The sequence below is a fragment of the Streptomyces sp. NPDC056738 genome, assembly GCF_042790435.1.
GTDB lineage: Bacteria > Actinomycetota > Actinomycetes > Streptomycetales > Streptomycetaceae > Streptomyces.
Map to the genome: position 1 here is coordinate 807,739 of NZ_JBHTZF010000001.1, position 12,089 is coordinate 819,827.

Sequence of the window (12,089 nt, forward strand, 5' to 3'; positions counted from 1 at the left end):
GAGGGCTCCTCTGTCGGTCGACTCGGTCGCCGTGTTCGGTCGGCGAGCACGTTCGACGAGCGGTTTCGGCCAGCGTACGAACGCAAACGGTGCGGAAGCAAGAGCAGACGCTCGATTCAGTCGACGAGACGACTGAATCGAGCGTCGAGCACCGTCAGAACACTCGCCGCGACCCGAAGGGCCTACGGGACCCACACCCGGTCGGCGTAGTCGACGAAGTTCCTGCCGAGGATCTTCTCGATGCGTTCCGAGGTGTAACCGCGCTGCTCCAGAAGGCGGACGAGCTCCCGGAACTGGTCCACTCCGCTCAGCTCCAGCACGAAGGGAAGCGTGTCGTCGCGCTCGCCCGCCGCGCCGACACCCGCCTGGCGCCGCAGGGCCACGTGCTCGGCGAGATGCGCGCGGTAGGTGTCGAGGTCGTCGATGGACGTCACGGTCCCGTCGGTGCCGATGCCGACGGCGTCCTCGCCGCACACGTTGACGGCGTGGACGATGTGCTCCACCACGTCGGCGGCCGTCGCGTGGCCCGACAGGTTGAGGAAGGGCATGAAGTAGATGCCCACGAAACCGCCGCGCGAGGCGACCAGGCGCAGTTCCTCGTCCGTCTTGTTGCGGGGGAGGTCGGCGAGCGCGCGGCAGCCGGTGTGGTTGATCGACACGGGAAGGCGCGCCGTCTTGGCGGCCTCCAGGCAGGTCCGCTCGCCGCTGTGGGAGAGGTCGACCATCAGGTGGTGCTCGTCGAGGGCCTCCACGACGCTGCGGCCGAAGTCGGTCAGCCCCCGGTTCTCCGGTGCCATGGACCCGTCACCGATGTGATTGGCCTGGTTGTACGTGAGCTGGACGACCCGGACGCCGAGATCGGCGAACGTGGCGACGCGCTCGACGTCGTCGCCGACGGCCACGGCGTTCTGGAAGCCGTAGATGACGCCGATCCGGCGCTCCTGCCTGGCCCGGTGGATGTCCGCGACCGTACGGACCTTCAGGAGGTCGGCCGCGTTGTCCCGGATGATCCCGTCCCAGACCGCGATCTCGTGCAGCGTGTGCTCGTACGGCGGCAGGTCCCCCATCGTGTAGCCGAGGGTGATGTTGACGGCGGTGAGGCCCGAGGCATGGGCGTCGGCCAGCGTGCGGGCGTCGACGGTCATCTGCTCGCTGGACGGGTTGAGCTGCGCGGCGGCCTCGGCCGACTGCGGTGCGTTCGGGTTGTCGAGCTGCCCGAGCGCGTTGACGATCATGGGAAGGCCGGTCATCGGGTCTCCTCGGCGGGGTGGGTCACGTCGGCGGGGCGGGTGACGTCGGCGGGGGCGGCGGGCTCCTCGGACCCGGGGCCCTGGGCGGCCGCCGGCAGTCCGGCGTCGGCGGCGCTGCCGTCGAAGTCCCGGCGCTCGAAGCGACGGCCGCGCTTGACGGTCAGCGTGACGCTGCGCAGGTTCGCGATGTCCCGCAGCGGATCGTCCTCCAGGACGACGAAGTTGGCGAGCTTGCCCGCTTCGACGGTGCCCATGACGTCCTCGGCCCCGGCGCTCCGGGCGCCGATCAGCGTGGCCGAGCGCAGCACCTGCGCGGGCGACATCCCGCAGCGCTCGACGAGGAACGCCAGCTCGTCGTACAGCGCGGGGAAGGGGTCCCCGGCGTCGGTCTCGTAGTCGGTGCCGGTCGCGATGTCGACACCGGCGCGGTGGGCCTGCGCGGTGAGCACGGCGGCGAGGTCGGTGTTGGCCGCCGCGCGCGCGGCGTCCTCGGGACCCTCGCCCGCGAGGGCCTCGCTCGCCCACATGCCCGCGGTCGCGTCGAGGACCGTACCCCGCTGCCGCATCAGGGCGAAGAGCTCCTCGACACGGGGGTCGTCCCCGGCGGCGAACCGCTCGTAGTCGACCTTCGGCTTGGTCTTGTAGCTGGTCAGGGGCTCGTCCGTGCCCTCGAAGGCGAGCAGGGTGACATGCGAGACGGCGTCCGCGCCGGCCTCGACGATCTCGCCGGGCGAGGCGGGGAAGACGGTGGCGTGGGCCCAGACGGGGATGCCCTGGCGGTGCGCCTCCGCGGTGATCGCGGCGACGGTGTCCCGGTCGAGATCCGCGTACACCTTGATCGCGGAGGCATGGGTGCCGCGCGCCAGGGCGACGGCGATCGGCAGGTCGGTTTCCTTCGTGATCGCCTGCATCCACGGCACGGCGCCGGGCGTCTCGCCCTGCGACACCTGGTGGGTGCGCGGGTCGTCGAAGAAGCCGGGGCCCGCCATCAGGGCGGCGTAGCGGATGTCCGGGCCGGGGATCTCGCCGACGAGCGTCGCCCTCGCGAGGTCGCCCACCTGACGCAGGTCGTCGGCCATGTCACGGATGGCCGTGACGCCGCTGTGGACGAGCCGGCGCAGCACCGCCTCGGCCAGGGGCCGGTCGGGCGGGGTCGCGATGTGCTGGTGGGCGTCGATCAGACCGGGGATGACGAAACGGCCGTCGAGGTCGAAGACCCGGGCGTCCGCGGGCAGGTTCTCGGCGATCACGGCGTCGTCGCCGACGGCACGGATGGTCTGGCCGTCGATCACGATCGACGTCGACTTCCGGGCCGGAGCGCCGGTCCCGTCGAACAGTGTCGCGCCGCGGTACACCGCGACGGAGCCCTTCACCGCGGGCGCGTGCGGGGCCGGTGCGCCCGAAGTCTCGTCCGTCATCTTCACCTCAGTAGTCGCCGTGCCCGGGCCCGGCGGTCGCCGCCGTCCGGACCGATGGGCCGCTTGATGGATCTTGTTACGCTCTACGTAACAGACGTATCGTCTCTCGCAACATGCGCTACCGTACGCTCACATCTCACGACGTCACAAGGAGGGGCCGGAATTGACCGAGGCACCCCGCAGCGCGGTGGACAAGGCCCTGGACCTCGTCGAGGCCGTGGCCCGCGCGTCCCGGCCGCCGCGTCTCACCGACCTGGCCGAGGAGGTCGGGCTGCATCGCGCGACCGCCTACCGCGTGCTCGTCGACCTGGTCAGGCGCGGCTGGGTGCTGCGCGCCGGCGACCGCTATCTGCCGGGCACGGCGGTCCTGCGACTGTCGTCCTCGGCGGCCCGGAACTCGCTCGGCGCCCTCGCCGGACCGGTTCTCGCGGCGCTGTCCGAGCGCACCGGCCTGATGGTCAACCTCCAGGTGCCCGAGGTCGACCGGTCCCGCGTCATCGACGTCGTACGGCCCGACCGGCTGGCGATGATCAGCAGCCTGGACGGCCAGGCCCTGCCCGTCCACCGGTTCGCCGGCCCGCTCGCCCTGGTCGCCGCCCTCGACCCGGACCGACGGGGCCCCTATCTGCGCGCCGCGCAGGAGTCCGGGCACCCGCTGGACGGACCCGAGGGGCTGCTGGCGGACGTCGAGGAGACCGAACGCACGGGATTCGCCGTCGAGTACGGGCGCAACGAACAGCCCGTCGCCTCACTCGCCCGCGCCGTGGTCACCCGGCCGGGCGAGCCGGTCTGCGCCCTCACGCTGGTCGGCCTCGGCCCGGACTTCGACGAGGCCCGGCTGCCCGGCCTGCGCGAACACCTGCGGGAGGCGACGGACGAACTGGCCCGCATCCTGTCCGGCACGGAGACCGCCGAGACCCCCGGACCCAGCGGAACCACCCGCACCACCCACACCACCGAGACCACCGCGGTCACCGGAACGACCGAGACCACCGAAGGCCCGGCATGAGCGAGATCCTCTTCCTCGACGGGGCGCGGACGCGCGCCGCACTCGATCCGCGGCGCGTCCTGGACGCCTTGACCACGGCCCTCGTCGCCATCGGCCGCGACGAGGTCTCCGTACCGCCGCGGATCGCCGCCCATACCCCGCACGGGCTGCTCGGCGCGATGCCCGGTCATGTGCCCGGACTCGGGCTCGCGGCCAAGCTGGTCTCCGTGTTCGCCGACCCGAAGCGGCCGGGCCGCAGCAGTCACCGGGGGATCGTCGCGCTCTTCGACGAGACGGACGGCCGCCCGCTGGCCCTGATGGACGCGGAACCGCTGACCGAGATCCGTACCGCGGCGACCGCCACCCTGAGCGCCCGCGCGCTGGCCCGTCCGGACGCCGGCGAGGTCGCCGTCGTCGGAACGGGCGCCCAGGCGCGCGCCCAGATCGCGCTGCTCGCGGCCCTGGACCCCGAGACCCCCGTCGTCGTCGCGGGCCGCGATCCCGGACGGGCCGGGAGCGCCGCCGCGCTCCACCCCGCGGGCCGGGTGGCGGGCAGCGTCGAGGAGGGGGTACGAGGGGCCGGCACGGTGTTCTGCTGCACCGGCGCCGTCCGCCCGGTGATCCGTCGCGCCTGGCTCGCCCCCGGCACCCACGTCAGCTCGGTGGGCGGCTCCCACGGGCCCGAACTGGACCCGGACACGGTCCGGGACGCCACCCTCTTCGCCGAGTGGCACGGCGCGGCCTCGACCCGGCCTCCGTCCGGCGCCCACGAACTGCAGGACCTCCCGCTTGGGCGGACCGTGACGCTCCTCGGCCAGGTCCTCGGCGGCGACCACTCCGGCCGGCGCGCGGACGACGAACTCACCCTGTTCAAGTCGACCGGCCACGCCGCCCTGGACGTCGCGGCGGCCCACGTCGCGTACACCGTCGCCCGCGCGGAGGCGTGGGGCACCCGCGTCGCCATGTGAGGCGGGGTCGGCCGTCCGGCGCGACCCCGTGGACTTTCCTCCCCCGGTTCGACCATGCTGAAGGTGCTTCCGCCTTTCCGCCGGTCCGGAACGGACCGCGGGCCCGGCGGAACAGGACGCGAAGGGAGACCGACGCCCCATGAGAGCGACCGGAACGGACGGCCACGGAGTACGGGAGCGGCTGGGCAGCGCGCTGTTCTCCCGGGTCGCGGGCCCTGAGGGACCGAAGAACCGCGCCCGTATCCACGGCACGCCCGGCCCCCGCTGGTTCGGCCCGGACCGCCCCATCCGCGCCGTGCACGGGGACGCGTCGATGTTCATCGGCGGCCTGTCCGCGCTGCTGCTCCAGTCCCTGCACCCGCTCGCCATGGCCGCCGTCTCCGCGCACTCGGGCTTCCGCGGCGACCCGTGGGGAAGACTCCAGCGCACCAGCACCTTCCTCGCGGTGACGACGTACGGGACGGCCGAGAGCGCCCAGGACGCCTGCGAGCGGGTACGGGCGGTCCATGAGCGGGTGCGCGGGGTGACCCCGGACGGGCAGAAGTACCATGCGGCGGATCCCCACCTCCTGGGCTGGGTCCACGTCGCCGAGGTCGACAGCTTCCTGCGCGCGCATCAGCGGTACGGAGCGCGGCCGCTGTCCGCGGCCGGCCGCGACGCCTATGTGGCGGACACGGCCCGCGTCGCCGCCGCGCTGGGCGTCCTCGACCCGCCCACGACCGTCGCCGAGCTCGCGGAACGGCTGGCCTCGTACCGCGGCGAGCTGCGGGCGACGCCGCAGGCACGGGACGCCGCGCGATTCCTGCTGCTGAATCCGCCGGTACCGCTCGTGGCCCGCCTGCCGTACGGGGTGCTCGCCGCGAACGCGGTGTCCCTGCTGCCGCCCTGGGCCGCCGCCGAACTCCGGCTGCCACGAATGCCGTTGGTGGACAGCGTGTGCGTACGTCCGCTCGGCAGCGCCTTCACGGCGGCCGTGCGCTGGGCGATGGCGCCGCAGCGCGCCCGAACCGTGCGGGGGGTCGCCTGAGGGGCGCACGCCCTGGCGCGCTCCCCTCGCCCCACGAACGCGGTATCGACTCGGCGAAGTCGGCACACAGCGGACGTCGAGGCCGAAAGACTGTGCGTGTGCTGAGAAATCTGCCGGCCGTCCCTCCCGGCTTCGTCGGTCGCCTGGGCGAACTCGCCCACCTGGACGACGCGTTGTGCGAGGAGCGTGTCGTGACCCTCACCGGGGCCGGTGGCGTGGGCAAGAGCCGGCTGGCGCTGGAGGCCGCCGACCGGGCGCTGCGCTCGGCGGACCGCGGGGTGGCGTGGGCCGACCTGTGGCCGTTGCGGGACGACCGGCTGCTCGTCGCGACCGTGGCCGACGCGGTGGACTTCGCGGACCACACCACCGACCAGGCGCTCGACTCCCTGACCGGGTGGCTGGCCGACCGGGACGCCCTGCTCGTCCTGGACTCCTGCGAGCATCTGGTCGCCCCCTGCCGCCGACTGGTCGCCCGCCTCACCGAGGCCTGCCCGCGCCTGACCGTCCTCGCGACGAGCCGGGAGCCGCTGGGTGTCCCCGGTGAACTCGTCGTCGCGGTCGAGCCGTTGCCTCCGGCCACGGACGCCGTGGAGATGTTCCGCCTGCGCGCGGCCGCGGCGGGCACCCCGCTGTCCTCCCCCGCGGACCTGGTGACCGCGGCCCGGCTGTGCGAGCGGCTCGAAGGCATGCCGCTGGCCGTGGAGCTCATCGCCGGACAGCTCGCCCACCGTACGGTCGAGGAGGTCGAGCTGGAGCTCGGCCGGCGCCTGGACATCACGGCGGACGGACCGCTCCCCGGACCGCCCCGCCACCGGGCGGTCCGGACGACGATCGGCTGGAGCCACGAACTGTGCGCGCCCGCCGAACGCCTCCTGTGGGCACGGATGTCGGTGTTCCGGGAGCCGGTGGACGCGACGACGGTGCGCCTCGTGTGCGGCGGGGGTCCGCTCCCCGTGAACGACGTCGACCGGGCCCTGACAGGCCTGGTGAGGAAGTCGGTGCTGTCGCACGCCGGTTCCGACCACCGGATGCTCGACACCGTCCGGGAGTACGGGCGCATGTGGCTCGACCAGGTGGGCGAGAGCCGGGAGTCGGCCGACCGGCACGCCGCGCACTTCCTGGCGCTCGCCCGCGAGGCCCACACAGGCTGGTTGGGAGACCGGCAGGCCTGGTGGTACGAACGGCTCCGCTCGGCGCACGCCGATCTGTGCGCGGCGCTCGACCACCTCCTCTCCGCACGACCCGACGACGCCCTCGAACTGACCGGCCTGCTCGCCTTCCCGTGGAGCTGCTGCGGACATCTCAGAGAGGCGGCGGCGTACCTGGAGGACGCGCTGGCCCTGTCCGCCGCGTCCGGACCGGTCAGGACGAAGGCCCTGTGGGCGCTGGGCGTCACCCGTGTCCTGCGCGGCGAACACGAACAGGCGGCACAGCTCGCGGTGTTCTGCCGGGACCGCGCGGCGCTCCAGGAGGACCTCGGTGGAACCCTGCACGCCGCCTATCTCCTGGGCCTGACCCATCTGCTTCAAGGGCGGCCCATGGCGGCCAGACACGAGGTCGAGGGCGTCCTGCGGGAAGCCGGCGGGACGGCGTTCACCTCCGCGGGGCACGTGCTGTGCCACCTGGTCCGGGTGTTCGCGCTCACCGCGGAGGGGCTGCTGGACGAGGCGCGCCGGGCGGCGGAGGAACTGCGGCACGGCTGCGTCGCCCGGGGTGAGTGGTGGACGCGCTCGTACACCGACTACCAGCTCTCGCTCATCGCGCTGTTCGAGGACCGCGCGGAGGACGCCACCGCCCACGCCCTGTCGATGCTGGACGGCAAGCGGCACATCGGGGACAGCTTCGGTATCGCGCTCGGCCTGGACCTGCTGGCCTCCGCCCTGGCCGCCCAGGGCGCGGGCGAACGCGCGGTGGCCGCGTACGCCGCCGGGGAGACGTACTGGAGCGCGGTCGGCCATCCGCAGCGCGGCACCCCCGAACTGGGCCCGGTGCGCGCACGCTACGAGGACACGGCCCGCTCCCTCCTCGGCGACGACCGCTACGAACAGGCCCTGCTGCACTCGGCGCTCAGCGACCCCGAGACGATCCTGCACCACCTCCTCGACGGCCCCCGCAGGAGGTCCTGAGGAGGGTGGGGCGGCGCCGGTGTCACGGCGGGCCCGTCCGCTGCATCCGGGGGGCCTTCCCGGCCGGAAGCAGGGGTGAGCCCGGTGGACCGGCCGGGTCCAGGGCGGCTCCGGAATCGAGGCGAGGCCCGTCATGAACCGCTGCCACCGCGCACCGGGCCCGCCCGCCTCCGGGTGGGGCACCGCCGACGGAGCGCCGTCCCGCGTCCTCCCCGGAGCCGAGCCGTGGAACTGAGCGCCGGAGACGAGGCGGAGACCGCCGGAGTGGGGGTGACCACCGGTTTCCTGGCGCGCAGACTCGGCGTGTCGCCCACGACGTTGCGCTCCTGGGACCGGCGGTACGGTCTGGGACCCGCGGTGCGGGCCGACGGCCGTCACCGCCGCTGGACGCCCGACGACGTGGCCATGGTCCAGGAGATGTGCCGCCTGACAGCCGCCGGTCTGCCCCCCGCCGAGGCCGCCCGTGCGGCGAAGGAGGCGGCTCGCGACCGGGTCGCCGCCTCGCCGGCCCTGGCGGCGCGCAAGGGAACCACCGCCCGTACGCGGACCGCGGACCGTGCGCGGGCCGCCACTGGCACGCGGGCCGCCGCCCCCGCGCGGACCGGCGACCGGGCTCCGGAGCGGACGGCGGCGGGCCCGGGCACTCCTGGATCGGCATCGGGCGCCGGGCCGTCACAGGCCGAGCCCTCCGGCACCGGGATGCCGGACGCCGGTCCGGTCTCGGGGGACGCGGCCCAGGACAGCCGGGGTCTCGCCCATGCGGCCGTCCGGCTGGACGCCCCCGCCGTCCAGGAACGGCTGGCGGCGGCGGTCCGCACGCACGGTCTGGACCGGGCCTGGGAGGACGTGATGGTGCCCGCCCTGCGGGCGGTGGGCCGCAAGTGGGAGTCCTCGGGGGACCGTTACGTCGAGGTCGAGCACCTGCTGACCTGGCACGTCTCCGCCACCCTGCGACACGCCTACGTGTCCGCGGCCGGACAGGCACAGCCCGCCACGGCCTCGCCCGTCCTGCTGGCCTGCGTTCCGGGCGAACAGCACACCCTGCCCCTGGAGGCACTCAACGCGGCACTCGCGCAACGGGGCGTACCCGCCGTGACCCTGGGCGGCTCCGTCCCTCCCGAGGCACTCGTCGCGGCGGTGCAGCGCGTCGGTCCCCCGGTGGTCGTCCTGTGGTCCCAGTCGTGGTCCACGGCGAACCTGCCGCTGGCCCGGCACGTCGCCGCCACGCGCTGGGGCGTACGGGGAGCACGGACCCGGAGCCGGGTCCTGCTGAGCGGGCCGGGCTGGAACACCGAGCCCGGCCCCGGGCTCCTGCGTCCGCGTCACCTCGCCGAGGCGCTCCGCCTGATCACCGCCCCGGACGACCCGACGACGGAGCCGCCGGCGCTCGCCTGACGGGAAACCGTCCCCGCGCCTACGACCGCAGGAAGGCCGCCAGCCCCTCCAGCAGCCGGTCGACGTCGTCCGCGTCGTTGTACGGCGACAGCCCGACGCGCAGACCTCCGGTGTCCCCGAGGCCGAGGTGCCGGGACGCCTCCAGCGCGTAGAACGATCCGGCGGGCGCGTGCACCCCGCGGCCCGCCAGGAACACGGAGGCGTCGGCCGCCTTCCGGCCGTCGAACGTCAGCAGCAGGGTGGGCGTGCGCTCGGCCGCCCGGGAGCGGACCGTGACGCCGGACAGCTCGGCCAGGCCCGCCTCCAACCGCTCGCGCAGCGCCTCCTCGTGCCGCCCGATCGCCGCGAAGGCCGTACGCAGACGGTCCCGGCGGGCGCCCGCCGTCCCGCCCGCGAGTCCGGCGAGGAGGTCGATGGCGGCGATGGTGCCGGCGAGCAACTCGTAGGGCAGTGTGCCCAGTTCGAACCTTTCGGGCACGGTGTCGGTGGACGGCAGCAGTTTGTCCGGGTGCAGTCGCTCCAGCAGCTCCGGGGCGGCGGCGAGGACCCCGTGGTGCGGGCCGAGGAACTTGTACGGCGAGCACACGAAGAAGTCGGCGCCGAGCCGCGTGACGTCCACGAAGGTGTGCGCCGCGTAGTGCACCCCGTCGACGTGGAGCAGTGCCCGCGGGTGACGGTGGACCAGACGGGCGATCCCGGCGACGTCGGGCACGGTCCCGGTGAGGTTCGAGGCGGCGGTCACCGCGACCAGCCGGGTGCGCTCGGTCAGCAGCGCGCCCACGGCCGAGGGCGGGAGTTCGGCCGACTCCGGGTCGAAGTCGGCCCAGCGCACGTGGGCGCCGGCCTGTTCGGCCGCCTGGAGCCAGGGCCGGATGTTCGCGTCGTGGTCAAGACGGCTGACGACGACCTCGTCGCCGGGGGCCCAGTCCTTCGCGAGCGTCCGGGCGACGTCGTACGTGAGCTGGGTGGCGCTGCGGCCGAAGACGACTCCGGACGGGTGACCGCCCACCAGGTCGGCCACGGCCTGCCGGAACCCCTGGACCAGGTTCTCGGCGTTCACCTCTCCCGGCGTCAGGCGTCCCCGGATCGACAGCGGTCCGGTGAGCGCGTCCGCGATCGCCCCGGCCACCCGGGCCGGGGTCTGGGTGCCGCCGGGCCCGTCGAAATGCGCGACACCGGACAGCAGGGCGGGGATCTCGGCACGCAGCGCGCCGACGTCGTACGTCACTCGGGCTCCTCACTGGCTGCGTCGCGGGCCCGCTCCGGCCGGCCCGGAAGGGGGTCCGGCGGGCGGGGAGCCCGTGACCGGACGGGCCCGCGCGTTCTGTGGTGATCATGGCAGGAGGCTCGCCGCGCTGGGAAGGCGGTCCGGAGCCCCGGGCGCGCCCCGCAGGAACCGCCGCCGCGGGCATCGCCTCCGGGGGAACGACGAACGGCCTGGGGCCGGCACCGGAACTCCGGTGCCGGCCCCAGGCCGTGGGTCAGAACGCGCCGAACGGGCCGGGGCCCGGTCGGTCAGGCGTGGCGGTGCGATCGGCTGTTGCCGGTCAGCACCCGGTACAGAACCAGGAGGATCAGCGATCCCGCGATGGCGGCTATCCACGTCGACAGGTCGAAGAACCCGTCGATCGAGTCGACGCCGAAGATGACCTTGCCCAGCCAGCCGCCCAGCAGGCCACCCGCCACACCGATCAGCATGGTGATGATGATGCCGCCCGGGTCCTTGCCCGGCAGCAGCAGCTTGGCGATGGCACCGGCAAGCAAACCGATCAGAATCCAAGCGATGATGCCCACAGTTCCTCCAGCGTCCGTCCGTACAAGATGTGGCTTCCTCACTCCGTGTGCGCCGTCCCGGCCGGAACAAACCTGTGAACCTCAGACTGTCGCCCGATTCCCCGCCGTCACGGCCTTGTTCAGTTCGGCCGTGAACTGCGCGCCCGCCAGCAGCGCGAGGTTGGACAGCCACAGCCACACGAGGAAGACGACCAGGCCCGCGAGAGAGCCGTAGAGCCGGCTGTAGGCGCCGAGGGCGGAGGCGTACAGGGCGAATCCTGCCGAGACGGCGAGCCAGAGGACGGCCGCCAGGATGCCGCCCGGAAAGCTGTGCCGACGGCGTCGGGCGGGCGTCGGCCCGGTGTGGAACACGACGAGGACCAGCAGGGCCACCAGGCACGTCAACACGGGCCAGCGGAGCAGGTTCCAGGCCAGGGCCACCGGGCCGCGGACACCGAGGACGCGGCCCGCGGCCTCCGCCACGGGTCCGGTCAGGAGCAGGACGAGCGCGCTCACCACGAGCAGCCCGAGCAGCGCCAGAGCGGTCAGCACCAGCCGGTGCGCGGTGCGCCAGGCCGAGCGCTGGTCGGCCGTGTCGTGCATGCGGTGCAGGGCCCGCCGGAACACCGCGAGGTAGCTCGACGCCGACCACAGCGCGCTCGCGGCGCCGGTGACCAGCAGCGTCCAGGCGGCGGACCGCTGCCGCAGCATCTCCCCCAGCGCCTGGTGCAGTTCGGCCCCCGACTGGGCGGGCGCGTAAGCGGTGACGTGCGCGATGAAGTGCTCGGCGGTCTCCGGGCTGATCAGGCCGAAGGCGATGACCATCACCAGCAGGGCCGGGAGCACCGCGAGGATCGCGTAGTACGTCAGCGCGGCCGCCCAGTCGGATACGTCGTCGTTCCACATCGAGACCGGGGTACGGCGCAGGGCGGGCCACCAGAACGCGGGCAGCCGGGGCCCGTACCGGCGGAGCCGCGCCGGGCGGACCGCCTCGATGACACTGTTCATGACTCACCTCTCCGCGCCGGTCCGGCCGGCGTTCCGGACCCCGTGTCCGGCGGAGTCGGTCGAGGCTCTTCTTCCACGCGCGCGTCCCGCTACGCCCGCCGGCCTCGCACATCGCGACGGACGGGACGGGTGGGTC

At 74.0% G+C, this 12,089-nt stretch carries 10 protein-coding genes; 5 read left to right on the forward strand and 5 right to left on the reverse strand.

Annotated elements, in window-relative coordinates; genetic code table 11:
• Window positions 1–182: 182 nt before the first annotated feature.
• Both ACFRIC_RS03365 and ACFRIC_RS03370 read right to left on the reverse strand, forming a co-directional pair.
• A complete protein-coding gene (locus tag ACFRIC_RS03365; RefSeq protein ID WP_382778783.1) occupies window positions 183–1,250 on the reverse strand; it encodes a dipeptidase in 1,068 nt (355 codons plus the stop codon).
• Window positions 1,247–2,668, reverse strand: a complete 1,422-nt coding sequence (locus ACFRIC_RS03370) for an amidohydrolase family protein (RefSeq protein ID WP_382778784.1) — start codon at window positions 2,666–2,668, stop codon at window positions 1,247–1,249. The genes ACFRIC_RS03365 and ACFRIC_RS03370 overlap by 4 nt, the downstream gene beginning before the upstream one ends.
• A gap of 163 nt (window positions 2,669–2,831) precedes the next feature.
• Here ACFRIC_RS03370 and ACFRIC_RS03375 point away from each other — a divergent pair, with 163 nt between their 5' ends.
• From ACFRIC_RS03375 to ACFRIC_RS03395, 5 genes are all read left to right on the forward strand, one after another.
• Entirely contained in the window at window positions 2,832–3,677 is an 846-nt protein-coding gene (locus ACFRIC_RS03375; protein ID WP_382778785.1) for an IclR family transcriptional regulator, read from the forward strand.
• Window positions 3,674–4,624: an ornithine cyclodeaminase family protein gene (locus tag ACFRIC_RS03380; protein ID WP_382778786.1), complete on the forward strand. Its 951-nt coding sequence runs from the start codon at window positions 3,674–3,676 to the stop codon at window positions 4,622–4,624. The genes ACFRIC_RS03375 and ACFRIC_RS03380 overlap by 4 nt, the downstream gene beginning before the upstream one ends.
• Before the next feature lie 139 nt (window positions 4,625–4,763).
• Window positions 4,764–5,651, forward strand: a complete 888-nt coding sequence (locus ACFRIC_RS03385) for an oxygenase MpaB family protein (protein WP_382778787.1) — start codon at window positions 4,764–4,766, stop codon at window positions 5,649–5,651.
• A 98-nt stretch (window positions 5,652–5,749) separates the two neighbouring features.
• Window positions 5,750–7,777: an ATP-binding protein gene (locus ACFRIC_RS03390; RefSeq protein ID WP_382778788.1), complete on the forward strand. Its 2,028-nt coding sequence runs from the start codon at window positions 5,750–5,752 to the stop codon at window positions 7,775–7,777.
• Between the two features lie 231 nt (window positions 7,778–8,008).
• Window positions 8,009–9,172 carry a MerR family transcriptional regulator gene (locus ACFRIC_RS03395; RefSeq protein WP_382778896.1) on the forward strand — a complete coding sequence of 388 codons (1,164 nt, stop codon included), beginning with the start codon at window positions 8,009–8,011 and terminating at the stop codon, window positions 9,170–9,172.
• A 19-nt stretch (window positions 9,173–9,191) separates the two neighbouring features.
• On the opposite strand, the gene ACFRIC_RS03400 is transcribed toward ACFRIC_RS03395, so the two are convergent.
• From ACFRIC_RS03400 to ACFRIC_RS03410, 3 genes are all read right to left on the reverse strand, one after another.
• Window positions 9,192–10,400, reverse strand: coding sequence for a cysteine desulfurase-like protein (locus ACFRIC_RS03400; protein WP_382778789.1), 1,209 nt, complete (start codon window positions 10,398–10,400; stop codon window positions 9,192–9,194).
• 287 nt (window positions 10,401–10,687) lie between these two features.
• Entirely contained in the window at window positions 10,688–10,966 is a 279-nt protein-coding gene (locus ACFRIC_RS03405) for a GlsB/YeaQ/YmgE family stress response membrane protein (RefSeq protein ID WP_355773918.1), read from the reverse strand.
• A gap of 81 nt (window positions 10,967–11,047) precedes the next feature.
• Window positions 11,048–11,953 (reverse strand): YihY/virulence factor BrkB family protein, encoded by a 906-nt coding sequence (locus ACFRIC_RS03410; RefSeq protein ID WP_382778790.1) that lies wholly within the window; start codon window positions 11,951–11,953, stop codon window positions 11,048–11,050.
• Between the last annotated feature and the right edge of the window lie 136 nt (window positions 11,954–12,089).

Coding starts and splice junctions, on each gene's coding strand:
- ACFRIC_RS03365 (WP_382778783.1), bottom strand. CDS start 1,250: ATGACCGGCCTTCCCATGATCGTCAACGCGCTCGGGCAGCTCGACAAC.
- ACFRIC_RS03370 (WP_382778784.1), bottom strand. CDS start 2,668: ATGACGGACGAGACTTCGGGCGCACCGGCCCCGCACGCGCCCGCGGTG.
- ACFRIC_RS03380 (WP_382778786.1), top strand. CDS start 3,674: ATGAGCGAGATCCTCTTCCTCGACGGGGCGCGGACGCGCGCCGCACTC.
- ACFRIC_RS03385 (WP_382778787.1), top strand. CDS start 4,764: ATGAGAGCGACCGGAACGGACGGCCACGGAGTACGGGAGCGGCTGGGC.
- ACFRIC_RS03410 (WP_382778790.1), bottom strand. CDS start 11,953: ATGAACAGTGTCATCGAGGCGGTCCGCCCGGCGCGGCTCCGCCGGTAC.